This is a genomic window from Sodalis sp. dw_96, assembly GCF_018449575.1.
Taxonomy (GTDB): Bacteria; Pseudomonadota; Gammaproteobacteria; order Enterobacterales; family Enterobacteriaceae; genus Acerihabitans.
Genome location: NZ_JAAVUT010000003.1, coordinates 208,600 through 233,167, shown reverse-complemented (window position 1 = coordinate 233,167; position 24,568 = coordinate 208,600). Strand labels below are relative to the sequence as shown.

Genomic DNA, 24,568 nt, shown 5'->3' with positions numbered 1-24,568 from the left:
CATCATTTTTAGCGGGTGCTACTGGAATATTAACCCGACTACTATCACGGGAACTGATGGCATCCGTCATATACGCTCCTTATGCTCCGTAACAACCTCTTTTATTGCCTCTGCAACGGAATCGTTAACTGAATTGTTAACGAATTCCTTTTCTTCACCGCTCTTATTGAGCTGTTCCAAATAGGCATTGGCCTTTATGCGGAATATTTCTTCCTGGCTATGCTTCGCCACTAATTCAAAGCATTGTTTCGCTTTATTGGCTTTTTGCATCAACAGCTGACATTGTCCGCTAAAAAATACCGGCCGGTAGTCATTCTGCGCCAGGGAAAAGGCCACGGCATAAATATCCGCCGCTTTCTGGAATTGCTTTTGCAATTGATATACCGCGGCTAATCCCATGTAATAATCGGGATTATAAAAATCATAAATGCAGAGAAAGCGGAAAAAAGTCGCGGCCTCGTCCAATTGGCCTTTATTATAAAAATCATAGGCGTGGGCATAAAGCCCTTCCATCATTTCATCGGGCAACTCATGCACGTCCTTTAAGGTTGCTCCGCTACTTACCGCATTCCACAGCATTGCCGCCATTTGATCATCACTGACATTATCATTTACGCTCATTTATAACTCCTGAAAATGCCACCATCGATTATGAAGGTGACTCGATTGAAACATGATTACATTGGCATTACTTTCAACTATCGCTTACCCATATAACGGTGGGGCGAGAATTTTTATCCAGGTGAATGTGATTGGCATCAAAATATTAAGAAAATTTCATTGAATTATTTAAAATACCCTCTCTCTTTAAAAATATTAATGATATTCTTCATTTCGCCAGGCATCCTCCACTTCTTTAAGCCAAGTTAATAAACGCATGACTTCATCAAGCTCTTCCAGCCTGATAAAAGAATGCATTCGATGAGTTTTATAAATCTTTCTGGCCAGCTTGATATCACGCACCACGGGAACGCCGACTTCTTCGGCGTAATGTCTGACCGCTAATGCACGCTGATTGCATTCCAAGACGGATATAAAGGGAGCCGGCACGATATCCGGGTTGAAATAGATTCCGATGGCAATGTGCGTCGGGTTAGCTATTATAAACTGGGAGCTTTTGATATCAGACTTTGTTTGTTCAGAAAGTATTTCCATATGCAGCTGACGCCGCCGTGACTTAATCTCCGGATTGCCGTCCTGCTCCTTCATTTCCCTTTTGACCTCCTGCTTATCCATTTTCAATTCTTTTAGATGCAGGAAATAATCCGCGATGGCATCCAGGATCGAAACGAGGATGAGACAGACCAGGCAGGTCAACACCAGCGATAACAGCAGTTCTCTCCAGATGTAAACGATGCTGGCGCCAGAGCCATAAACTTGAGAAAAGAGCAGGTGTTTATTGTTATGCCAGGTTATAACAATAGCGAGGGCAAAACTTGCAAAGTATAAAAGCGCTTTAACCGCATCCTTAATGGTCCGCATGCTGAATATTTTCTTGATGCCTTTAGTGGGATTCAACGCGTTGAAATTCAGCTTCAGCGCCTTGGTGGCAAGGACAAAGCCGGTTTGAATCAGCGTGGGCAGCGCCGAGGTCACCAGGCATATCAGCAAAATAGGGAGTATCAGTTTTAATGCCAAAATGATGATAGCGGTGCTGTAGGCTTTAATATTTAATTCAAAATTGACGGCGATCAGATTACGGTACAGTGCCATCAGCTCTGCCAAAGAGCTCACGGACGTCAGCCAAAGAATACCGCATAGCAACATGCAGGCCACTAAAAGATCGCGGGGTTTAAAGGTTTGGCCTTTCTGCGAGGCGTCTTTTAGACGTTTCGGGGTCGGTTTTTCAGTTTTATTCGACATCGGGTTTCCTGCGGCTGGGCATTATACGGGGAAGATCAGCTAATAGATGAACTCATTACATCTTTTAACAGCCAAATATTGAAATGATCGCCCTGGGGCCATAACGCCCTGAATGCATCGGGCAAAACCGGAGAAAAGTAAAGTATGAGAATAAAGAATGCAATTAAGCTTTTAATGGTTAATGAGATTGAAAAAGCATTCATTTGCGGCGCAAAACGCGACAGTAACCCCAGCAGCATTTCCGACAGCAGTAACGCGGCTACTACCGGGCTGGCTAATATCATCATTTTTGTCACCAGATAGGATAATAAACCCATTACCGGCGCCACCGGCGGCGAGCAGGATAAAAAGGGATCGCATAGCTGATAGCTGCGTTTAAAACCTTCCATCATCAGCGTCAGCCCGCCGCCAAACAGGAATAACGCGCCGGCAAAAAGATTGAATAGATTGGCCAGTTCCGACGTATCCACGCCGCTCATGGGATCAAGGGTGCTGCTGATGGTCGCGCCGCGCTGGTTATCAATAACGCTGCCGATGGCATGCATAATCCAGAACGGCAACGCGAACGCGATACCCAGAATGAGGCCGATAAACGCTTCTTGAGCCAGAATTTTGATGAAATCAGCGGCATTCTCAAGGGGCAAGGCGTTTATGGGATGTGGCCATAGCGACATCCCTATCAACATGATTACCGGCATACGGATAGTGGCGCTGACCACGCTGCTGCTTAAAAAGGGCAGCAAAAAAAATGCCGGCGTGATCCTGACCGAACCCAGCACCATGGCGGCCATCCCATGCTGTATGTCGAAAATCGATGAAATATTCATTGTCCAGATCGGCTCAAGGCCATGCTTATCACTTCCCGGCCGAAGCCAAGCAGCGTTTCACCGTACCAACCGGATAAAAGAAAAAGGCAAAGCGTCACGCTTAATAATTTTATGCCGAAAGGCAATGTTTGCTCTTGTAATTGCATTACGGTTTGAAATAATCCCACCAGCAACCCCACCAGGGTCGCCACCAATATCGGCCCGGCTGACAGGATAAGCACCAGGTAAAGCGCTTTATTGCCTGCGAAAACGACATCATTCATTATTACACCTGATTCTATTCAGTAATCTAGTCATTAAGTAACCAAATCTATGTATTGTAAAATAAGTCCCTTGGATAGCAGTGTCCAACCGTCAAGCACCACAAATAAAATAAGCTTTATAGGAACAGAAATGGTTATTGGACTCATCATCATCATGCCCAGGGCCAGCAAAATGCTTGATATCAATAAATCCACCACCACAAAAGGCAGATAAAGATAAAAACCTATTTTAAAGGCGTTTTTTATTTCGCTCAGGGCGTAAGCCGGCAGCAGAGCCAGCATTGAGGGAGAAGAAACACCATCCGCAATGTCCGCATCGCTGTTTTTTTGTGATTGCGCTTTTTCAAAAAACTGGGCCAATTCGGGATCGGTATATTTCTGTAAATAGCTTTTATAACCATCCAGACCGTTTTCCATGAAGTTCATCACGGATTCCGAGTTGGTCATATCCACCCCCTGCTCGTGAAACGACTGATAGGCGTCTCGCGCCACCGGCGCCATAACAAATAACGCCAGCAGCAACGCCACGCCGTTAAGGGTCATATTCGACGGCACCTGTTGTAGCCCCAGCGCATTTCGCACCATGACAAAAACGATGGAAAATTTGATATAACAGGTGCCGGATGCAATCAGGAACGGTAATAGCGATAAGAACGATAAGGTGCCGATCAGGCCTATATCAGTGTTCATTGGGGCTATCCGTATGTAATGCCGTTATTTCAACCCCAAGCCTGTCCTCCAGTTGCACCAGTTCGCCAGTCGCCAGCAAATGACCGTTGGCGCGGATTTCGATATTTTTTTCACCCGCGGGATCGATCTCCATCACTTTGCCTTTGAATAATTGCTGTAGCTCGCCGATGGCCAGATAACGTCGCTGCAAGATGAACTCCAGCTTCAACGGAACCGTTGCCAATACGCCGGAAAGGGGTTCTGCCGCCGACGACGCAATGGCATCGTTCTCCGGCACGTCGCTAATCTGTTGGTTTTCTTTCATCATAATCTTCTCTTCATTTTGCCAATAAGTACCGATTATCATCCCCTGGCAGCGTAGCTGATATTGTGCCTGGTTAATCAGCAGGACATCGCCAACGGACAGTGTTGCCGCCAAAGCGCCGTGCAAAAAGCTTGAGCCGATAATCCACTCCGCCGCCAAAGGCATCTCCCAGAGGCAGGCCGTGGCGATGGGGGGGGGCATCACTAAACGGTCGGTGATGGCGGTGAGCCACAGCGTGCATTCCCGAGCGGACAACCGGGGCAAAGGTTCTGACTGCCCTTGGCCGCCATCAATGAAACCTTCGGCCTGCAACACCCGGTAAGTCAGGACGCCGTGGGCGAAGGTCAACGGCCGGGATCGGGTATTGAACAGCGCCATGATTTTCTCATCGTCACAGGCCGCGCCGGCCAGGGCCGCCAGCTCGGGCAATTCATGGCTCAGCCACTCTCTGGGATCGATAACCGCCCGCCAGGCGCCGTTATCCGCGCTGATTGCCATGCGGCGCCCAACCTGAGGCGGCGGCTGCAGAGAGGCGGCGATATTATGTACTTGCCAGCCCGCCAGCACGCGCTGCCAGCTCACCTGCGCACGAGTCAAGGTTCGCAGTTGCCGATAGCTCACTGATCCTCTCCCGGTTCATCATCCCGATCGTGCCGCTGCCGCTGCTGCTGTTCTCGGTCGGAAGCGGACTTAACCACATATCCCTGCGCCTCGCTTTGGTTCGCCAGCAGGTTTTCCTGGGTGGTTCTGTTGGAGGGCGTCAGTACCGTCGAACCTTGGAATGAAATCTGCACCTGATTGACCGTCATGGCATCCGACGAAACGGCGTTGCCTTTGTTGAAGGTATACAGCAGCGTACCGCCGCGATCGCCGCTATGGTTTTTCATCTCCGGCGCGAACTGCGTCGTGGCAAGCTGTCGCTGGCTCAACAGCGGATCGGGCGCTTTTAACTGCGCCGGCAATAACTCTCCCGCCGGACGTGAATTCACCGGAACGCCGGCGGGAACAAGGCCGCTAAACGGATTCTGGTAGCCCTCGCCGGTAACCTCGCCGGCGCCCAAGGCTGCGGGCTCCGTCATATCGTTAATCTTGAGGTCGGCGACATTATCCACCGGCGACAGCGGAGCGGCCCTCAGGGCGGCTGCGTTTACCCGTCGACGGCCTTCCGCCTCGGTTAAGGCGCCGGGGATGTCTTGACCCGCGCCGCGAAGCGAGAAGCTTTGCCGGGAAGCGGGTTTCCCTTCCCGCAAAGCCGCCGCGTCTTCTTTGAGCATGACGCCGGCAAAAGCCTGTCCCGCGTCACCCTCCAACCCGAGCGGCTTCTTTTTCCTGCCGATTCGCCCTTCGTGAGGTGAATCTTGCCCGGAGGGCGCCGAGGCGTCGCCATCCGCCGCCAATTTATCCCAATCCGCCGTTTTTTCCCCTGCCTGCGGGTTGGCCGACGGCCCGTCGATTGCCGGTTTATTTGCGCCTGAATTGGCGATGACCTGTTGTATATCGACGACGCTATGCCCATCGCTGTATAGATTGCTGTCAACGCGTCCTGAAGCCGTTAAGATTTCCACGTAATGATCTCCTGCATTTCAATGTCTTCCTGGCGTAGCCGCACTGTCCGACGCTGCTGTCGCTGTCGGTCGGCCCAACGCTGATATTTTTCCTGCTGCCGCTGCCAGTGCTGTCGGCGGTCCTGGATCTCCCGCATTTGCCGGGAAACAGCCTCAATATCTTCATTGAGCTTTTTTTCCTGGAGCTGCATATCAAGAATTTGCCGGCGCAATACCGCCAAACGGCGCTGGCGCAAAAAAAGCTCTGCGCGGTCCAATTGGCCTTGCGGCCGCTCAAGCTCGATTAACTGCCGCACACCCTCGCCGTGCTGTTGCAATTCGGTAATCTCATCGATAAAACCTTTTCGCCGCCGCTCGTCGTTAGCCAACTGCAGTTCACAGCGCTGACGACTGACGTCGCAACGGCCGATTAGGGCTTTTATCTTATGAAATAACGTCATACATCCCCTGCAGCGTTGCCGTGAAATCGGTCTCTTCGGCGGTGGATTGGCATAAAAAATCCCGCAATACCTGGCGTTTGTTGATAGCGCGATCGTTTTCGGGATTTTCGCCGGGCTTGTATTCACCCAGGTCGAGGAAAATCTGCAGTTCCTCAAGCTTGGCCAGCAGTTTGCGTACCTCTCCCGCCATAAGCTGCTGGTTATTGTCCGTCACCTGTCCGGAGACTCGGCTGATGCTGCGCAGGACGTCGATGGCGGGGTAATGGTTCTGCGCCGCCAGTTTGCGGCTCAGATAAATATGGCCGTCGAGAATCGAGCGAATTTCATCGGCAATGGGGTCCGGCTCGTCGTCGCTTTCCAGCAAAATGGTATAAAAGGCGGTAATGCTGCCCCGGCGGGTGTTGCCCGGCCGTTCAAGGATGCGCGGCATGGCATCGAACACCGAAGCGGGATACCCCCGCCGGGCGGGGGCCTCACCGGCGGCCAAGGCCACATCGCGTAGCGCGCGGGCATAACGGGTGATGGAGTCGATAAACAGCACGACTTTTTTGCCCTGATCGCGGAAATATTCCGCCACGGTGGTGGCGACCATGGCGGCATTGCAGCGGTCCAGGGAAGAATAGTCCGAGGTGGCGTACACCAGGACCGCTTTGTGCTGCCGTCCGGAAAGGCGCAATGCCTCGGTGAATTCGGTGACTTCACGTCCGCGTTCGCCGATCAAACCGACGACAAACACCTCCGCATCGGAGCGCTCGATAAGCATGTGCATCAGCACGGTTTTGCCGCAGCCGGCGGAGGCGAAAATGCCGACCCGCTGACCGATACCGCAGGTCAATACGCTATCGATGGCCCGAATACCGGTAAAAAAAGGCGAATGGATACCGATACGCTGCAGATAGGTCGGCGCATTGGTGTCGATGGGCCTGATTTCCGGGGGGAAATCCTGATCCGGCCGGCCGAGTCGCTCGGTTATATTGCCTTGCGGATCGACAACCGCGCCCAGCAGGGCATCGCTGACGCTTACCGTCAGCTGCGCACCGGTGGGATGCAGGACCACGTCCCGCGACAGCCCCCGACTGTTGCCGATTAAACTCAGCACGGTACGTTCATGGTGGAATCCCATGACCTGGGCGCGGGCAATCACCTCCGACGAGGTCCAGTTGCGGCGGATTTCGCAAATCTCACCCACCTTGACACCCGGCAAAGCCGCTTCGATGATGGGGCCGGCCAGCCGCAGGGGCATGGCCTGCCGACGCAACAACCGCAAGGTGCCGGTCATTTACTGTATCACCTCGACAAAACGTTCAAGTCTCTCAAAGAAGCCGCTCAGGGCAACCGCAAAATTCTGCCCGCTGTTCAGGCACATGGGTTTCAGCAGGGCCTTGAGTTCGAGGTAGCCCTCGTTCTTGGATAAATGAAACTGTTCGCCGCGGATAAAATCAGCGCCGCTCATTAATTCATCAAGCAGGGCATGGGCCCGTTGCTCCAAAATATTATCGTTATATTCAGTTAGACGCGACCAGAGCCAAATATCCTCCTCCTGACTGCTGATATAGATACTTGGCAAATCATTAAAATCCAGGGCGATAGTTGAATGACTATCAAAGTTATCCAGCAGATTCGGATCGCAACCGCTTTCTAACAATGCTTCGCGGACCAACTCTGCAATATCAACATGCATGTATTATACTCCAAGGTTAATTAAATGGTTTTGATAACATTAACATTGACAACCTCTGTCAATTCGCCGAAAGACATCACTTCAAGATCGCGGAATCGCGTTTCAATCAATTTTTTAACAAAACGGCGAATATCCACCGACGTCAATAAAACCATGTCTTTATGTGCAATCAATATGTTTTCTAAACCTACAGTAAATAGATCCATTAATTCATCCGAAACTGCCGGTTCGAGATTAAGAAAAGCCCCCGAGGAGGTATTTCGGATACCGCCACGGATCGTTTCTTCAACTTCAGCTGAAATAATTATCGCCCTAAGCTCATTATTCACAGCGAATTTATGACAAATATAGCGCGCCAGCGTATTGCGCACATGCTCAACCAGGGTGATAACATCCTTTTCCCGCGGCGCCCATAAGGCCAGCGATTCCATAATAAGCTTCATATTGCGGGTGGATATCCGCTCTGTTAACAGCCGTTGCAGCACTTCGGCGATACGTTGTACCGTAGCGTGACGCAGTACTTCCTTCAACAGGTCGGGATATTTGCTTTCCATCATATCCAGCATGTGCTTGGTTTCCTGCACACCGAAAAATTCATTGACGTGATGGGTAAGCAACACCGAGAAACAATGATAGATTTCGTCCACAGCGGAGCGCAACTGATACCCTAATTGTAATAATGTTTCCTGCGCCTGGCGCGGCACCCAGATAGCGTCATTTTCCTTCCGGGTTTCGATGCCCAACTGATAAAGTTCGTCTGTGCCGTTTACCACCCTCATCAAATTGAAATGGATGGTGAACGCATCCGCGCGAATCTCATTGATCAAGACCACTACCGTTTGATCGTCGACATTATCCGAGGCGCGCAGCATCAGCTCCGGCAATTTGACGCCATAGTCCACAAAGAACTGGCTGCGAAGCCGTTCGCATAGCTGATCTTTTTCCAGCACGCCGTGGTTGCCGCGGGAGACGAGCAGGATCAGCGCGACGGTCTCGGCGGTCATATGATCGAGATCATTGATGATGCCCAATTGGCTTTCCATGCCGGGATTTTGCGCCGTCGAGCCCTCCTGGAACTCCATGGCGGCAGAAGCGGCGCCCCCACTCGACCGCCGGCTTTTGCGGTGCTTGAAATAGAACAGGCCGCTGAGCGCCGCCGCCAGCAGAACAAACACCGGCATCGGGAATCCCGGCAGCATGCCGATACACAGCGCCAGCATGGCGGTGATGACCAGGACGAAGGGATTGCCCAGCAGCTGCTGCATGATGGTGCGGCCCATATTGTCGCCGTCGCCGTTGACCCGGGTGACAATCAGGCCGGCGCTGATGGAGATAAGCAATGCCGGTATCTGGCCCACCAGCCCGTCGCCGATGGTCAACATGGTATAGGTGTCCAGCGCCGTCGACATGTCCATGTGATGCTGGTTCATGCCCACCGCCATACCGCCGATAAAGTTAACGAAGGTGACAATGATGCTGGCGATGGCATCGCCCTTGATGAATTTCATCGCACCGTCGTAGGAACCGTACAACTGGCTTTCCCGCTCGAGCACGCTGCGTCGTTCGCGGGCGCCGTCCGCGTCAATCATGCCGCTTTTGAGATCGGCGTCGATACTCATCTGTTTACCGGGCATACCGTCAAGTGAGAAGCGCGCGGCCACTTCAGCCACCCGTTCCGAACCCTTGGTGATGACGATAAACTGCACCACGGTCACGATGGCAAAAATCACGAAACCCACCACCAGGTTGTCGCCGATGACGAACTGGCCGAAGGTGGCAATGATCTCGCCCGCGTCGGCGTCGGTGAGAATAAGACGCGCGGTGCTGATGGTTAGCGCCAGGCGGAATAGCGTGGTAATCAGCAGTACGGAGGGGAAGGTGGAAAAGCTCAGAATACGCTCTATATAAAAAGCGCCCATAAAAACCAATACGGCTATAACGATATTAAGGCCAATCAAAAAATCCACAAGATAAGTTGGCAATGGAATAATGAGCATAGCGATGATCATGATTACCAACGCTAATATCAGCAGCTCTGGCCGCGAATGTATGTTATGTAGTAATTTATTAAACACGTAACTATTCCATTACAATTTACTTAATAAGTGATTGTGGATTATCTTCTTCTGCCTTCAATTAATTCACGCTTATAAGCAATGGAGGCAAATGATTGCAAATTTTTGAGCAGCGTAAAGGCCGAATCAGCACATTCAAATAATTCATGTGGTAATGATTTACAAGCCTGATAGATTATTTGCAGTATGGTCGATCGCTCTCTATGGTAAGCCAATAGAAAGGAATCGCCCAATAATAAGTGAAGATGCTCGCTAATTTCTTCAGGATATTCCAGTAGCGAAAAAAACAGCATCAGCCAGTCAGGCTCGCCTTTATTTAGGTTAATGATGACTCTATTAGTCATTAATTTTTTTATAAATAATTCATCGCCGGAGCGCAGCCGCTTAAGCTGGCTCAGCTTGCCGATCAGATAGCCGAATTCCAGCCTCGAACAGCTGGGATCCTGTGAATCAATATCCGTAAGCAGAGCCGATTTGATAAAATCCAGTACCGGGCCGCGATATTGATAACCATAAATGGAAATCCAATCTTTGTAATCTTCGATGGCGTCCTGATCGTTTTGCAGAAAACGACGATAGCTCCTGCGCAATAAAGGCGGTTTCAGCGCCAGGTATTTCTGGCCGAAAAGGCGCGCTTTCAGCGCGCAATTGATGCCCGCTTTGGACTCGCGGGGATTGGCTTGCGCCACGACTTCATCAAGCAGGGCTTTAAGCCTCTCCTTCATGGTCTCGCTTGATTTGTGACGCAAAAGCTCCCGCAGCACCATGATCAAATCGCTGTCGTCGGGAAACATCGAACGGGCGTAAAGCAGCAGATTCACCAGAGATTCTTCTTTTACCGATGCGACCTTCAACAGTGATTTGGCCTTGGGTATCGCGTCTTCCTCCAGAACCCGTTCAAACCCATCGGACAGGGATTCCCCTTTTTTATCGAACAGGCGTCTATTGGCGAACTGAGACGCCAATGCCGACATTTCGTCGCTGGATTGGAGAAACTTCAATAACTGTCCGACCGGCGCTTCCTCAGCCTCAATATTATCGACCATCGCGTGCGCCGCTGTCGGCGCCGTATGCGGTTTCGTATCCGCCTGCGCCGAACTGCCGTAAGCAGCGGGTTGAGGCATAGGATTGTTGATGCTCAGCGCCATTTTTGACTATCCAGGTAATTGCGCGACCAATCGGGTAAATGGTCGTTCTCGCGGCTGCCGGTTTGTCCCCGTGCGAATTCCCCCGCGTCCGTCGACAAGGGTTCGGTAATCTCACGGGGCTGGATAAGGAAAATCCGCACGGTATTGGACTGGCTCTCCTGTTTGTAGCGGAACAAACCGCCGATAAGGGGGATACTGCCCAGCACCGGTATTTTCCCTACCTTGCCGCTGGTTTCATCCCGCGTATAGCCGCCCACCAGCAGGCTTTTGCCTTTTGGTACCCGGGCCACGGTGCTGATATGGGTGCGGCCGACTTTCGGCAGCAGCGCGTGAGCCGATTCGTCATTTTGCGGTATTTCATTGCCGTCTTCGATATTCAGCACCATCTCTATCTGCCCGTCGGCGGCGAAGCGCGGCAACACGCTTATCATGGTGCCGTAGGTGACGTGCTGCAGATCGGCGAACCGCTCGCCCAGCAGCTCGGTATAAAAAGTGCGGTTATTGTCAAACAGCGCCGGCACGTTTTCCTGCGTCAGCACCACCGGACGGGAAACGATATTGGCCCGTTTTTTCTGCGACAGGGCCTGGATGGAGGCGACGAAGCGCCCGCCGTCCAGCGTGGAATAGGAGCCCTGGTTGAAGGTGGCGGCCAATTGGCTGCCGATTCTGACGCCGCCCTGCCAATCGACGCCCAGTTGATCCAGGTCCTCTTTTTGCAGGTCCACTATCCACAGCGAGAGCTCCACATGGCGTTTGGCGGTATCCAGCGCCGACACCAGATTGGTTACCAGCTGTACCTGCCGGGGGGTGCCCTTCACCAGCAGACTGTTGGTGTCGGGATTGGCGATAACGTTGATGGTGCCGGTGCTTGCCTCGGCGCGCAGCGCTTCCGCCAGGCTTGACCGGGGCTGGTAGTCCAAACCCCGCGCCCCGATATTCTCCCCGTTGAACGCCGGCATCGCCGGCGCCGGCATCGCCTCGGGCACCAGGTTCAACACCTGGGGCTGCACCGCTTTAGCGCTGCTTTTGTTTCCCCCGTGCAGCAGTTGATCTATCACGGTGGCGATACCGGGAATGGTGATTTTCTCACCACGTGATTCATAGGTGCGGTCAACGACAAAGGTATTGCTCAGACGAATTACCGCGGTTTTCTCGCTGCCGCCCACCGTTTCGGGCTGTTCATCCATAAACTTGGCGGTATTTAACACCAGGTCCACATAAACCGGCGGTCCGGAAACGTAGAATGTGCCGCTGTTGTCATCGCCGCGCAGCGCATAACGCTCATCGTAGAGCTTTGAATTGCGCAGGAAATTATTCACGGCGCTGAAAGAGGTATTGCGCAGCGACATGACCGAGTTGCGCATTTCGCCGGCGTCATATACATAAATGGCCTGACCGTCGTGATACCAGATTAACCCCAGCTGTTGGGATATCTGTTCCAGCAACGCTTGCGGCTGGCTGAAATCAAATTCGCCGCTGATTTGCTTGCGCGCCGCAAGCTTGCTGACGATCACCGGCTTGCCGAGGCGCGAGGATAATGCGTCGAAAAATATTTTCAGACCGTCTTTATTGGCGATATAGCCTTCGGTATCGGCGCCTTTACCGCCGGCAAGAGGCGCCGCCTGCAAGGGGACGGATAATAGACCGCAGGCCAGGCACCATGAAATAAATGTCAATTTAAAATATCGTAACGATTTCATTTTTCCGATTTCTTGTTGATCATGTTCCATAGACCTCTGGGTGAGACACCGAACGCATCCCTGATGTCATTTGAAAGATGCGAAGATGAGGCATAGCCGTATCGCATGGCGACCTGGGTCAAGCTTTGACCCTCTTCAACCACATCCAGTAACGCTCTGGCGATGCGCCAGCCGCGCAATTCGCTTTTCGCTGAATTACCCAATGCATTACGGCATAAACGCCGGAAGTGGGAATAGGACAAGCCGTAACGCGCTCCCAGTTCATGCAGCTTGCCGTTATTAACCGATTCATTGAGCAAAAACCGGATCAACCAATACCATTCCGTTCGGCGCAAAAAGGAAGCCAGGGTCGCCATTTCCATTGGCAGTTGGTGGTTCTGCGTTAATAACCAGCGCTCCACATCGCTAAAGGAAGTGATATGCGGATAATTATTAAGTTCGATAGACTCCCAATGCTGCGGCTGTTCATATTTCAACGTCAGGCTTTTTGATTCATCAATAAAGACCTGCAATTTAACCAAGGCAAATAAAGGTAATTCCTGCTGTTTCACCGCGCCGGATATCACCCCGACATTGACCCGATTCATCAGCAATATGCCGCGCCAACCGCAGGCCAGTTCAAGATAAGTTTTTTCATCTCCCCATTGAAAATCTACGCGGCATACGTTTTCACCGGTTTCCACCAACCAGCAGGTGGGTGAACTAATACCTTCTTTGAAGGTCTTCACAAGCAGTCTTTCGGGAGCAATAATATTTTCGCTGTTCATTATTCGCCCTGCTCGTCTTTGGTTTACCTTTACATTCATTATGATGCCTATCTATTTTTGAGAAATCATGATGGGAATCTGATTCATGGTATAAAAATTGGTTTTTTCATAAGACAAAAGAATAGTTAAACAACGAGTAAATATATTCGCCGCCCGATCGCGTCAGGGCAATTAACGCAGTCCTTCACGGTCAATATGTTTAGCAACTCAAATTTATTACTTGATTTTTATTTTTAGCTAAATTTAGTTATGAGCATTAGTCATTTCCTTTACAAATAAACTTTCACTCCCTATTTTTACGACCTGGAAGATCAACCCGGCGGCATTGTGGCCGGACCGGCGGCAGGAAGTTTCGCATAGCGATCCCAGACCCGTTTGGCATAACGCCGCCGCAGTTCCCGCCGATCGGCGGCTGTACCGGCATTGTAAGCGCCTACCGCCTCCCAGGAATAACCATAGACTTTCATCATATCCGCCAATACCGACGCCCCCACCATGACGGAAAGGCAGCTGTTGTCATAGAGCAGTTGTTCATCAATGCCCAATGTTTTCAACCGGGGCAGATGAATACTGTTTATCTGCATCAGCCCGATATCATGGCTACCGTTCTTATTGATGCCCGTGGCCCGGGGGTTCATGTTCGATTCTGTAATGGCTATGGCCTGCAATAATCGGGCTTCGATGCCAAAATGGCGCTCCGCATCGCTCCAGCAGGTGGCGGACGCACGGGCGGAGGCCAGCAGCAACAGCAGGCTGAGGGTTCGACGGACTAACATGATGGTAGGTTTACTCCCCCGCCATGCCATAAAGCTGTTTTACCCGCGGATCGTGACGCCATAACATCAAACAGGGCGAAGACGCGCTGGTTAGTCGGTCGTACCATTTTTTGGCGGCACGAAGCCCATGGCATTGCATAATCACCGGCAGCAGCGCCGAAGGCATGGGATGCTCCGGTTGTGTCATCATATGGGCGAATTGCGCCGTATCCGCGGCGGCGGGTTGGGAAAACAGACGGGCGTAAAGGGTATTAAAAAAGACAATCCCGTCCCTTTCACTGCCATGCCGCAGGTGATCGATCAGTTCCTTGGCGCGGCGCGGCTGTCCTTCGGTACATAGAATAACCGCTTTCATGCTCAGCAGGACCGGATGCCACATGGCCTCGTCCGATTGCCCATCGGTAATCCGCAGGGCGGCGGCGGCGTCACCGTCGCAGTAGGCCAGCCACATCATCAATATCTGCATTGCCGTCATTGCCGGCAGCAGTTCATGGGCCTGCTGGGCGAAATGCCGCGCCCGTTTGATTTCACCCACCAAAAACAAATGCCAGGCGTAATAATACTTTACCGACGGATTTTCCGCCGACAGCGTCAGGGCGGTGCGGAACATCTCCGCCGCCTGGCCTAATTCGGCGTTCAAACCATGCAATACTCCCCTCAGCGCCAGCGCCAGGGAATGCCGGGGCGCCTGCGCCAAGATCGTCGCCACCAGCGCGCCGCACTCATGCAGTGCGCTGTCCAGTCCCTGCATTCCCATTTGCCCCAGAGCGAAATAGCACTCCGCCAAATGGCACAGGACATCCATATCCTCCGGCAACCGCTGCCGGCATTGCTGGAACAAAGAGAGGGCCAGGGTCAGACTCTGCGGGGTATATTGCAGGAAGGCCTCGCGCCCCTGCCGCAACATCATGGCCGGTTCGCTCTTTCCCTGTGGGGTTGCCGCACTTTCCCGCCGGTTCCGCAGGCAGGAGATTTGCCCCAGGAGAAGGGGTTTCAACAGCGCATTGATATTATCAGCGGACGGCGGATTGCCCAGGGCGATGCCGGTGCGGTGCATGACCACGTGATCATGGGCCCGGATAAGTTCCATACGCAGGCAAGGCCCGTCCGACAGCTGCAATTCATAGCCGGTGAGGTAAAAATCGGGACGGATTTTTTCCAACATGTCCAGGGTGGTGAGCATGGAACCGCAGTTGAGTGTCATGGAAGACGGCAAAACGTGCAGTCCCGCCGACGCATACCCGGACATTTCCTGCACGATGGCATCATGCAGGCCCAGCGCTTGCGGCTGGCTGTTCAGTTTAAAAGGCAGTACGGCGAAAATACAGCTGGCGGAGACCGGCCGCTCGACCGGGACAACCTTGGTCACCGGCAGGGAAAAACGATACCCTTTACCGTAAACCGTATCGATAAAGCGTTGATGTTTACCCTCCTGCAATATGCGTCGCAAGACATAAATACACCGGGTCAGGGACTCCTCGCCGACGTTGCCGCCGCACCAGACGTCATTGATAATCTGTTCTTTGGTGACCACTTCCCCGGCGGATTCCAGCAGTAAAATAAGCACCCCTAGTTCTTTGGGTGAAATATTGATTTGCTTGCTTTTATGAAACAAAACGCGGGAGGGCTGTAGAATAAAGTCGCCAAAAGAGTATTGCACCCTGATTCGATTGATAACCTCTTTCCTTACCCCTTTGATGGGCAGAGGAAAGGACTTCTCGGTAAGCGGTCCATTTAATGATGTCATCGTGATTTAACACCCCTAACGAAATTAATATACGCCTAATATTTACCATGGCTCAACTAAGAATATGATAAATCTTGTGTATGCTTCATCAATGAAACGAATTAACTCTTATTTATGTACAGGCTGTGTAATTCACTCTATATCAGGAGCCTCATGCGGATAAAGCTATCACAAATTATTAAGCATTATGAAATAATTATCTAAAACAATGATGTGATATTGATAAGCGAATATATTCAACCTTACCCCTGCGCAATTAAACATATTAAATAGAGCTTACAGATAAAAAGTCATTCCTTTTGCTGCGCAGATCAAAAATGTAAAATAATACATTTACAATCGCTGCACATTTTGCCTCAGAAATCCATCGATGTCTCCCCCACTCGCTATTCTGAAAGAGTTTACCTTAATACTTTACCCCTATTCAGATAAAATCACCTGATAGATAATGGCCGAACGCTGATTCACATTTTGAGTTGAGTATATAGTGAGTATGCTTACGGTCAAATTAAGCACAATTGACAAGTGTAAAGTTATGGCATCAGAAATTGTCTGCGCGGAGAAACGGAGATATTTAAGAATAAAACCGGGCTGGATTATACATTAAATCCGCAAAAAAAATCATTTTTTTAACATTTTTTTAATCTCATAATAATAATGAGCCGCGGCAGCCAAGAAGATGTTTGATAGGGGGAAACGCGGGCCAAAAAATAAAGCCTCACATAAACAAGGGATTGAAGCGAGAGGGGTCAGCGGAAACCACAAAAATTGACTATAAATATCAGATATTTACGAAGATTTTTTTTATGCGGCTACTACCCTCTGTTGACAATATACTTAACTGCATTATATACGTTGCGCCCAATTAGGCTGAGAATTGATTCACTCCACTTATAGGATCCTAACGTTTCTTTTACAGACCCTCATCAGCAGCGGCGGCAGATCTGCGCAAGAAAGCCCGGATGGCGCCCTCAATCTAAGGGAAGTGAAATGGTTTTTGTCAAAACTTTTACAGTAACCAGCAGTAAAATACTTTATCCTTGTTGAATCATTTAACTTATGACCGCCTTTGGCCGCAAGTATCACATGAAAACCCATTCTGCCTCTAAAATTAAATGGCGTAACGTCATCCTGCTATTAGTTCTGTTATTGTTCATCGCCTTTCTGGTTTTTTATTTCTTCATTCGCCACCCCGCCGGGGATGGGCGCGGCAAGCCGGGTATGGACCTCGCCACGCCGGTGCATAGCGGCGTGGCGCGACAAGCGGATGTACCGGAGTATCTTTCTGCGCTGGGCACGGTGGTCGCCAATGCCACGGTGACCGTCACCAGCAGGGTGGACGGCCAATTAATGGCGGTGTATTTCATCGAAGGCCAGCAGGTGGCCAAAGGCCAGCTGCTGGCGCAAATTGATCCCCGCGGCTATCAGGCTACCCTTGAGCAGTATCAGGGCTCCCTGGCGCAAAACCAGGCTCTGCTGAAAAGCGCCCAGTTGACCCTGGCGCGCTACAAGACGCTGTTTGCGCAAGATTCCCTGGCCCGGCAGGATTTGGACACCCAGACCGCCACCGTGGGCCAATATCTCGGCGCCATCAAAGCCGACCAGGCGCAAATTGACGCCGCTAAACTGGATCTGGAGTACGCCCGCATCACCGCGCCCCTGTCCGGCCGGGCGGGATTGCGTCTGGTGGACCCCGGCAATATGGTGCACAGCAGCGATACCACGGGAATTGTAACCCTTACCCAAACCCAGCCCATCGCGGCAACCTTCAGCGTGCCGCAGGTCTATTTGCAGACCCTGTTGAAGGCCCTGCACCAGGGCAACGGCCTGCCCGCCACCGCGATTGATCAAGACGGGATCACGGTATTGGCTCAAGGCAAGCTTAATTTTATCAGTAATCAGATCGACAGCGATACCGGTAGTATCAAGCTAAAGGCGGTTTTTGATAATAAAGACGAGCGGTTGTACCCAAACCAGTTCGTTAACATCCGCTTACAAACCGGCACGCTGGCAAACGCGACGGTGATTCCCGCCCAGGCGCTGCAACTTGGCAGTGACGGCGATTTTGTTTATATCATCAAGGCCGACAATACCGTGGTACGGCAGGCGGTTAAGGCCGGGCCGGTCTTCGGCGACGATATGCAGGCCATTCTTTCCGGCGTCGCGCCGAATGATCGGGTGGTGACCGAAGGAATCGATCGTCTGAAGACCGGCAGTAAAGTCTCGGTGGTGAACAGCGCAGCGGTGGGTACCGCCGCGCCGACGCCTGAAAAAGCCCAGGACGCCGCCGGCGCTCCGGCGCATAAAACCCTCCAGAATAAAAGCGTGACCGCGCAATGAATCCATCCCGACTATTTATTGAGCGTCCGGTTGCCACGATCCTGCTGATGATCGGCGTATTGATTGCCGGGATTTTCGCCTATAAGCTGCTGCCCACCTCCGCGTTGCCGCAGGTGGATTATCCCACTATCCAGGTCACCACGCTTTATCCCGGCGCCAGTCCGGATGTGATGGCGTCCGCGGTAACCGCCCCGCTGGAGCGACAGCTGGGCCAGATGGCCGGCCTGAGTCAGATGTATTCCACCAGCTCCGGCGGCGCGTCCGGCATTACCCTGAAATTTTCCCTGGACCTGTCTCTGGACGTGGCGGAACAAGAAGTGCAGGCCGCTATAAACGCCGCCAATAGCCTGCTGCCCGACGACTTGCCCAATCCTCCCACCTATAAAAAGGTCAATCCGGCGGATACCGCGGTGATTACCCTGGCGGCCACCTCCGACACCTTGCCGTTAATTAAGGTTCAGGATCTGGTGAATACCCGCATCGCGCTGAAGCTTTCGCAGATTTCCGGGGTCGGCATGGTCACGCTGGCCGGCGGCCATCAGCCGGCGATTCGGGTGCGCATGGATCCCCGCGCCCTGGCGGCGCGCAATCTGACCCTGGAAGACGTCAATACCCTGATTGGCAATAGCAATGTCAACGGATCCAAAGGGGGATTCGACGGCAAGCACCATTCCATTACCATTGACGCCAACGACCAGCTCCGCACCGCGGCGCAGTACGGCAATTTGATCCTCTCGTATCAGAACGGCGCCGCGTTGCGCCTGCGGGATATTGCGCAAATCGACGAGGCGGAAGAGAACATTTACCAGTCCGCCTGGGCAAACCGGCAGCCGGCCATTATTATCAGCGTCCAGCGTCAGCCCGGCGCCAATGTCATATCGGTGGTGGATGCGATTAAAGCCCAGCTTCCCGCCTTGCAGGCCGCGCTGCCGGACGGGGTCAAAGTCACTGTTTTATCCGATCAGACCCAGACCATCCGCGCCTCCATCAGCGATGTGCAGTTTGAATTGCTGCTGTCGGTGGCCCTGGTGGTCATGGTCACGTTCCTGTTTCTGCGCAACCTGGCCGCCACCCTGATTCCCAGCATCGCCGTGCCGCTTTCCCTGGTGGGCACGTTCGGCGTGATGTATCTGGCGGGTTTCAGCCTGAATAACCTGTCGCTGATGGCCCTGACCGTCGCCACCGGCTTTGTGATAGACGATGCGATAGTGGTGGTGGAGAATATCTCGCGCCGGCTGGAAGACGGTGAGACGCCGATGCAGGCCGCGCTCAATGGATCGGCGCAGATAGGCTTCACCATTATTTCCCTGACGTTTTCCCTTATCGCCGTACTGATCCCGCTGTTATTCATGGGGGATGTGGTGGGGCGCCTGTTCCGTGAATTTGCCATTACCCTTGCGGTATCGATCCTGGTTTCCATGGTGGTGTCGCTGACCCTGACGCCGATGCTGTGCGGTTATTTGCTGCATCATATTCCGGAAGAGCGGCAGAGCAGGTTCAATCGCAAAGGCGGCCAGATATTCGATCGAATGATTGCCGGTTACGATCGCCTGCTGTCCATTGTTCTGGACCATCAGACCATCACCCTGCTGGTGGCCCTGGCGACCCTGCTGTTTACCGCCCTGCTGTATGTGATCGTGCCGAAGGGATTTTTCCCCACTGAAGATACCGGGCTGATTCAAGGCATCACCATTGCCTCCCAGGATGTGTCTTTTAACGAAATGGCCACGCGCCAGCAGCGGCTGGCGGATGTCATCCTGAAAAACCCCTCGGTGGCGAGCCTCTCCTCCACCATCGGCATCGACGGCAACAATACCAGCCTGAACAGCGGACGGCTGCAGATCAATCTCAAGCCCTTCGCCGATCGGGATCTGCGGGCGGAGGACATCATTCCACAACTGACGGCCGCCGCCCAAAAGGTCGCCGGTATCCGGCTGTATCTGCAATCGGCTCAGGATCTTACGGTGAACGATCAGGTTACGCCCAGCCAGTACCAATTCACTCTTGATGACGCCGACAGCGAAAATCTGGTGAACTGGACCCCCAGGATGGTCGCGGCGCTGCAAGCACAGCCGGCGTTCAGCGATGTGGTGAGCAATCTACAAGATCAGGGCCAGGTGGCCTATGTGGAGCTGAACCGCGATGAGGCGGCCCGTTACGGCATTACCGCCGCCGATGTGGATACCGCGTTGTACAATTCATTTGGGCAACGGCTGGTGTCCACCATCTTCACCCAATCCAATCAATATCGCGTGGTGTTGGAAGTCGAACCGAAATATCAGCAGTCGCCGGCGTCGCTGGATGATATCTATCTGGCCGCCGGTTCCACCAGCAGCACCGATTCTTCCACCGGCACCAGCACGTCAAGCACATCCGGCAGTTCCACGTCTTCCAGCAGTAGCAGCACGAGCAGTAGCAGCACGAGCAGTAGCACCACCAGCGATTCCGGTTCTTCTTCCACTACCGGCATGGTGAAGCTGACTTCCATTGCCCATATTCATCTGCGTACCGGTTCGCTAGTGTATGCACGGCTGAATCAATTCCCGGCGGTGACGCTCTCGTTTAATCTGCGGGACGGCTATACGCTGGAGGATGCCCAAAAGGCCATAACCCGCGTCAGCAGCCAGATAAAACTGCCGGACACCATCACCCTGCGTTATCAGGGAGAGGCCTCGGCGTTTCAAAGCTCCACCGACAACACCCTGTGGCTGATCCTGGCGGCGTTGCTGACCATGTATGTGGTGCTGGGCATTCTTTATGAGAGTTTTATTCATCCGGTGACCATTTTGTCCACCCTGCCTTCGGCGGCGGTGGGCGCCCTGCTGACCTTACTGTTCGCCAATACCGAATTCAGCCTGATTGCGTTGATCGGCGTCATTCTGCTCATCGGCATTGTTAAAAAGAACGCCATCATGATGATAGATTTCGCCCTCGAGGCGGAGCATAAACAGCATCTCTCCCCGCGGGACGCCATCCACCAGGCGTGCCTGCTGCGCTTTCGTCCCATAATGATGACCACCATGGCGGCCCTGCTGGGCGCTCTGCCGCTGATGCTGGCCCATGGGTCGGGGGCGGAGCTCAGGAGACCTCTGGGGCTGGTGATTGTCGGCGGGCTGATATTCAGCCAGGTGCTGACCCTGTTCTCAACGCCGGTTATTTATCTGGGGTTTGATCGGTTGTCTCAACGCAGCCGGCAGGTATGGCAGCGGTTCGGCCGGCAGGCGCGCTAATGAATATCTCCCGGGTATTTATCTTCCGTCCGGTGGCCACCCTGTTGCTGACCGCGGCCATCCTGCTGCTCGGCATCCTGGGCTATCGTCTGCTGCCGGTGGCGCCGCTGCCGCAGGTGGATTTCCCCACCATTATGGTCAGCGCCAGCCTGCCCGGCGCCAGTCCGGAAACCATGGCCGCCACGGTGGCCACCCCGCTGGAACGGGCGCTGGGGCAAATCGCCGGCATCAGCGAGATGACCTCCAACAGTTCCCAAAGCTCAACCACCGTTATTTTGCAGTTCGATCTCGATCGGGATATCAACGGCGCGGCGCGGGATGTGCAGGCGGCGATTAATGCCGCGCGCAGCCTGCTGCCCAGCAGCATGCCCTCGTTGCCCACCTACCGTAAGGCCAATCCGTCCGATGCCCCCATCGTGATGCTGGCGCTGACCTCCGCCACCCGCAGCAGCGGCGAACTGTATGATTTGGCCTCCAGCCAGCTACAGCAGAAAATCGCCCAGGTGGACGGGGTCGGGCAGGTCTCTGTCGTGGGCAGTTCGCTGCCGGCGGTGCGTATCGATTTACGGCCGCAGATGATTACCCATTTCGGCCTTTCCCTGGATACCATTCGCAGCGCCATCGCCGACAGCACCACCAACTTACCCAAGGGAATGTTGGAAGGAGATCATCAGTCCTGGCTGGTGGACGGCAACGGTCAGTTGGATCAGGCCCGGGACTACCGTACGCTTATCGTCAGCTACCGGAACGGCCATGCCGTGCGACTGGGGGATGTGGCCAATGTCTATGACTCGGTGGAAGATAAATACAATGTCGGTTTTTACAACCAGACCCCGGCGGTGATGATAGGCGTTACCCGCCAGGCCGGCGCCAATATGCTGGAAACCATCGACGCCATCAAGGCCCGGGTACCGGCATTGGCCGCCACGCTGCCCGGCGACGTCAGCCTGAATATCGTCATCGATCGATCGCCTACGATTCGCTCATCCTTGCGTGCCACCGAAGAAACGCTGTTGATTGCCATCGCCCTGGTGATCGGCGTGGTATTCATCTTTTTACGCAATCTGCAGGCGGTGGTGATCCCCGCGCTGGCGTTGCCGGTGTCGTTGATCGGCACCTGCGCGGTCATGTATCTGCTGGGCTACAGTCTGGATAACCTATCGCTGATGGCGCTGATTATCTCCACTGGCTTTGTGGTGGATGACGCCATCGTGGTGCTGGAAAATATCACCCGTTATATCGAGGAAGGGCTCGGTCCGGTGCGGGCATCGCTGAGGGGGGCGAAAGAGGTCAGTTTCACCGTGCTGGCCATGACGGTATCGCTGGTAGCGGTGTTTATCCCCATTTTGCTGATGGGCAGTATCGTCGGGCGTTTATTTAGGGAATTTGCCGTTACCCTCACCGTCTCGCTGTTGATTTCCATGCTGATATCCCTCAGCCTGACGCCGATGCTATGCTCGCGCCTGCTGAAGCGTAAAGCGCCCCCCACCCGCCGGCCACCCCGCCTGTATCTGCTGATCGAACGGGGCCTGGCGCGGTTGCTGGCGGGTTACTCATTGGCGCTGGCCTGGGTGATGCGCCACCAGGGATTTACGCTGCTCACACTGCTGCTTACCATCGTCCTGAATATTTTTCTTTATACGGTGGTACAGAAAGGCTTCTTCCCCAACCAGGATACCGGTTTGCTGATGGGTATGCTGCGCGCCGATCAGAACGTGTCGTTTCAACAGATGAAACCCAAGCTGGCGGAATTCTCCAAGCTGGTGCAGCAGGATCCGGCGGTGGACGGCGTGCTGGCATCCATGGGCAGCGGCGGATTCGGTTCGCGCAATACGGCCAATTTTTTTGTGCATTTGAAAGACTTCAGCCAGCGGGACGCCGATGCCACGCAGGTGGCGAACCGGCTGAGCGCTAAAACCCGTAACCAGGCGGGTGTCCAGCTGTTTTTAATGCCGGCGCAGGATTTACGTATCGGCGGGCGCAGCGCCAATGCCCTGTATCAATTCAGCCTGCAGGCGGACGATCTGGCCCAACTGCGAATCTGGACGCCCAAGGTGCAGGCGGCGCTGGAAAAAATACCGCAGTTGACCGGCGTGGACAGCGATGCCCAAACCGGCGGCCAGGAAGTGATGCTTAACATCGATCGCGACAAAGCCACCCGGCTGGGGGTGGACGTCAAGATGCTGGATACCCTGTTGAACAATGCTTTCAGCCAGCGGCAGGTAGCCACCCGCTATAAGACGCTGAACCAATACCATGTGGTCATGACCCTGGACAGCAGTTTTACCGCCGATCCGTCGGTCCTCAATGAACTGCTGGTGGTGAACGACGACGGCAAACAAATTCCGCTGTCCGCTTTCGCCAGCTTCAGCGGCGCCAATACGCCTTTATCAGTGGCGCACCAGGGGCAATCAGCCACCAGCACCGTGGCGTTCAACCTGGCGGACGGGGTTTCGCTGGAACAGGCGCAAGGGCTCATCAAAACCGCCATGGCGCAGATCGGCCTGCCGGATACCATCCAGTCCGGTTTCCAGGGGACCGCCAAGGCCTTCACGTCCCTGGCCGCCTCGATGCCCTGGCTGATTCTCGCGGCCCTGGCGGCGGTTTATATCGTGCTGGGCATGCTCTATGAGAGTTATATCCACCCGTTGACCATTCTATCCACCCTGCCCTCCGCCGGCCTGGGGGCGCTGCTATTACTGCTGATCACCGGCACGCAGCTCACGGTTATCGCCCTGATCGGTATTTTACTGCTCATCGGCATCGTGAAGAAAAACGCCATTATGATGATCGATTTCGCGCTGGCGGCGGAGCGCACGCAAGGGTTGACTCCTCAACAGGCCATAACCCAGGCCTGCCTGATGCGTTTCAGACCGATCATGATGACCACGCTGGCGGCCTTTTTCGGCGCCTTGCCGCTGGCGTTGGGCAGCGGCGGCGACGCGGATCTCCGCCGCCCGCTGGGAATGGCCATTGCCGGCGGCCTGGCGTTGAGCCAATTGCTGACCCTGTTCACCACCCCGGTGGTATATCTCTACATGGATCGCCTGAGCCGTGGCAGCCGACGAGTCTGGCGGCGCTACGCTAAGCGCGACGCGGTTTAACCTGATAACGACGATGGAATTATGCTAAAAAAACCCGGACTGCCCGCC

19 protein-coding genes are annotated in these 24,568 nt (G+C 53.6%); 3 read left to right on the top strand and 16 right to left on the bottom strand.

Annotated elements, in window-relative coordinates; translation table 11 throughout:
- Positions 1-66: 66 nt before the first annotated feature.
- The 16 genes from sicA to HB631_RS06365 all read right to left on the bottom strand — a co-directional run bounded on the left by sicA (position 67) and on the right by HB631_RS06365 (position 15,846).
- On the bottom strand, positions 67-621 hold the full coding sequence (sicA, locus tag HB631_RS06440) for a type III secretion system translocator chaperone SicA (RefSeq protein WP_213990329.1): 555 nt from the start codon (positions 619-621) through the stop codon (positions 67-69).
- Between the two features lie 195 nt (positions 622-816).
- Positions 817-1,863: an EscU/YscU/HrcU family type III secretion system export apparatus switch protein gene (locus tag HB631_RS06435; protein ID WP_213990328.1), complete on the bottom strand. Its 1,047-nt coding sequence runs from the start codon at positions 1,861-1,863 to the stop codon at positions 817-819.
- Positions 1,864-1,898: 35 nt separating this feature from the next.
- Positions 1,899-2,690, bottom strand: coding sequence for a type III secretion system export apparatus subunit SctT (gene sctT, locus HB631_RS06430; protein WP_213990327.1), 792 nt, complete (start codon positions 2,688-2,690; stop codon positions 1,899-1,901).
- Entirely contained in the window at positions 2,687-2,953 is a 267-nt protein-coding gene (locus HB631_RS06425) for an EscS/YscS/HrcS family type III secretion system export apparatus protein (protein ID WP_213990326.1), read from the bottom strand. The genes sctT and HB631_RS06425 overlap by 4 nt, the downstream gene beginning before the upstream one ends.
- Before the next feature lie 33 nt (positions 2,954-2,986).
- Entirely contained in the window at positions 2,987-3,643 is a 657-nt protein-coding gene (locus HB631_RS06420; protein WP_213990325.1) for an EscR/YscR/HrcR family type III secretion system export apparatus protein, read from the bottom strand.
- The gene (locus HB631_RS27285) at positions 3,633-4,568 is read right to left on the bottom strand and encodes a FliM/FliN family flagellar motor switch protein (RefSeq protein WP_213990324.1); all 936 of its coding nucleotides are present in this window, start codon (positions 4,566-4,568) and stop codon (positions 3,633-3,635) included. Before HB631_RS27285 ends, HB631_RS06420 begins: the two co-directional genes overlap by 11 nt.
- The gene (locus tag HB631_RS06410; protein ID WP_213990323.1) at positions 4,565-5,512 is read right to left on the bottom strand and encodes a hypothetical protein; all 948 of its coding nucleotides are present in this window, start codon (positions 5,510-5,512) and stop codon (positions 4,565-4,567) included. Before HB631_RS06410 ends, HB631_RS27285 begins: the two co-directional genes overlap by 4 nt.
- On the bottom strand, positions 5,500-5,952 hold the full coding sequence (locus HB631_RS06405) for a hypothetical protein (RefSeq protein ID WP_213990322.1): 453 nt from the start codon (positions 5,950-5,952) through the stop codon (positions 5,500-5,502). Before HB631_RS06405 ends, HB631_RS06410 begins: the two co-directional genes overlap by 13 nt.
- Positions 5,936-7,231: a type III secretion system ATPase SctN gene (gene sctN / locus HB631_RS06400; RefSeq protein WP_213990321.1), complete on the bottom strand. Its 1,296-nt coding sequence runs from the start codon at positions 7,229-7,231 to the stop codon at positions 5,936-5,938. The genes HB631_RS06405 and sctN overlap by 17 nt, the downstream gene beginning before the upstream one ends.
- Positions 7,232-7,633, bottom strand: a complete 402-nt coding sequence (gene spaK / locus HB631_RS06395) for an SPI-1 type III secretion system chaperone SpaK (RefSeq protein WP_213990320.1) — start codon at positions 7,631-7,633, stop codon at positions 7,232-7,234. It lies immediately after the preceding gene.
- A gap of 20 nt (positions 7,634-7,653) precedes the next feature.
- Positions 7,654-9,708 (bottom strand): EscV/YscV/HrcV family type III secretion system export apparatus protein, encoded by a 2,055-nt coding sequence (locus HB631_RS06390; RefSeq protein ID WP_213990319.1) that lies wholly within the window; start codon positions 9,706-9,708, stop codon positions 7,654-7,656.
- 41 nt (positions 9,709-9,749) lie between these two features.
- A complete protein-coding gene (gene sctW, locus HB631_RS06385) occupies positions 9,750-10,856 on the bottom strand; it encodes a type III secretion system gatekeeper subunit SctW (RefSeq protein WP_213990318.1) in 1,107 nt (368 codons plus the stop codon).
- Complete coding sequence (gene sctC, locus HB631_RS06380; protein ID WP_213990317.1) at positions 10,847-12,556, bottom strand: type III secretion system outer membrane ring subunit SctC; 1,710 nt, start codon at positions 12,554-12,556, stop codon at positions 10,847-10,849. The genes sctW and sctC overlap by 10 nt, the downstream gene beginning before the upstream one ends.
- Positions 12,553-13,323: a helix-turn-helix domain-containing protein gene (locus HB631_RS06375; protein ID WP_255556844.1), complete on the bottom strand. Its 771-nt coding sequence runs from the start codon at positions 13,321-13,323 to the stop codon at positions 12,553-12,555. The genes sctC and HB631_RS06375 overlap by 4 nt, the downstream gene beginning before the upstream one ends.
- Before the next feature lie 311 nt (positions 13,324-13,634).
- Complete coding sequence (locus HB631_RS06370) at positions 13,635-14,099, bottom strand: transglycosylase SLT domain-containing protein (RefSeq protein WP_213990315.1); 465 nt, start codon at positions 14,097-14,099, stop codon at positions 13,635-13,637.
- 10 nt (positions 14,100-14,109) lie between these two features.
- A complete protein-coding gene (locus HB631_RS06365; RefSeq protein ID WP_213990314.1) occupies positions 14,110-15,846 on the bottom strand; it encodes a winged helix-turn-helix domain-containing protein in 1,737 nt (578 codons plus the stop codon).
- Between the two features lie 1,086 nt (positions 15,847-16,932).
- Here HB631_RS06365 and HB631_RS06360 point away from each other — a divergent pair.
- The 3 genes from HB631_RS06360 to HB631_RS06350 are packed head-to-tail and all read left to right on the top strand — an operon-like array spanning position 16,933 to position 24,520.
- Entirely contained in the window at positions 16,933-18,186 is a 1,254-nt protein-coding gene (locus HB631_RS06360; protein WP_255556842.1) for an MdtA/MuxA family multidrug efflux RND transporter periplasmic adaptor subunit, read from the top strand.
- Positions 18,183-21,416: an efflux RND transporter permease subunit gene (locus tag HB631_RS06355; protein ID WP_213990312.1), complete on the top strand. Its 3,234-nt coding sequence runs from the start codon at positions 18,183-18,185 to the stop codon at positions 21,414-21,416. The genes HB631_RS06360 and HB631_RS06355 overlap by 4 nt, the downstream gene beginning before the upstream one ends.
- The gene (locus HB631_RS06350; protein ID WP_213990311.1) at positions 21,416-24,520 is read left to right on the top strand and encodes an efflux RND transporter permease subunit; all 3,105 of its coding nucleotides are present in this window, start codon (positions 21,416-21,418) and stop codon (positions 24,518-24,520) included. Before HB631_RS06355 ends, HB631_RS06350 begins: the two co-directional genes overlap by 1 nt.
- Positions 24,521-24,568: the final 48 nt, after the last annotated feature.

Bases quoted from the DNA above. Each gene is read 5' to 3' on its own strand.
- sicA (WP_213990329.1), bottom strand. From the start codon at position 621: ATGAGCGTAAATGATAATGTCAGTGATGATCAAATGGCGGCAATGCTG.
- HB631_RS06435 (WP_213990328.1), bottom strand. From the start codon at position 1,863: ATGTCGAATAAAACTGAAAAACCGACCCCGAAACGTCTAAAAGACGCC.
- sctT (WP_213990327.1), bottom strand. From the start codon at position 2,690: ATGAATATTTCATCGATTTTCGACATACAGCATGGGATGGCCGCCATG.
- HB631_RS06425 (WP_213990326.1), bottom strand. From the start codon at position 2,953: ATGAATGATGTCGTTTTCGCAGGCAATAAAGCGCTTTACCTGGTGCTT.
- HB631_RS06420 (WP_213990325.1), bottom strand. From the start codon at position 3,643: ATGAACACTGATATAGGCCTGATCGGCACCTTATCGTTCTTATCGCTA.
- HB631_RS06405 (WP_213990322.1), bottom strand. From the start codon at position 5,952: ATGACGTTATTTCATAAGATAAAAGCCCTAATCGGCCGTTGCGACGTC.
- sctN (WP_213990321.1), bottom strand. From the start codon at position 7,231: ATGACCGGCACCTTGCGGTTGTTGCGTCGGCAGGCCATGCCCCTGCGG.
- spaK (WP_213990320.1), bottom strand. From the start codon at position 7,633: ATGCATGTTGATATTGCAGAGTTGGTCCGCGAAGCATTGTTAGAAAGC.
- sctW (WP_213990318.1), bottom strand. From the start codon at position 10,856: ATGGCGCTGAGCATCAACAATCCTATGCCTCAACCCGCTGCTTACGGC.
- sctC (WP_213990317.1), bottom strand. From the start codon at position 12,556: ATGAAATCGTTACGATATTTTAAATTGACATTTATTTCATGGTGCCTG.
- HB631_RS06375 (WP_255556844.1), bottom strand. From the start codon at position 13,323: ATGAACAGCGAAAATATTATTGCTCCCGAAAGACTGCTTGTGAAGACC.
- HB631_RS06370 (WP_213990315.1), bottom strand. From the start codon at position 14,099: ATGTTAGTCCGTCGAACCCTCAGCCTGCTGTTGCTGCTGGCCTCCGCC.
- HB631_RS06365 (WP_213990314.1), bottom strand. From the start codon at position 15,846: ATGACATCATTAAATGGACCGCTTACCGAGAAGTCCTTTCCTCTGCCC.
- HB631_RS06360 (WP_255556842.1), top strand. From the start codon at position 16,933: ATGAAAACCCATTCTGCCTCTAAAATTAAATGGCGTAACGTCATCCTG.
- HB631_RS06355 (WP_213990312.1), top strand. From the start codon at position 18,183: ATGAATCCATCCCGACTATTTATTGAGCGTCCGGTTGCCACGATCCTG.
- HB631_RS06350 (WP_213990311.1), top strand. From the start codon at position 21,416: ATGAATATCTCCCGGGTATTTATCTTCCGTCCGGTGGCCACCCTGTTG.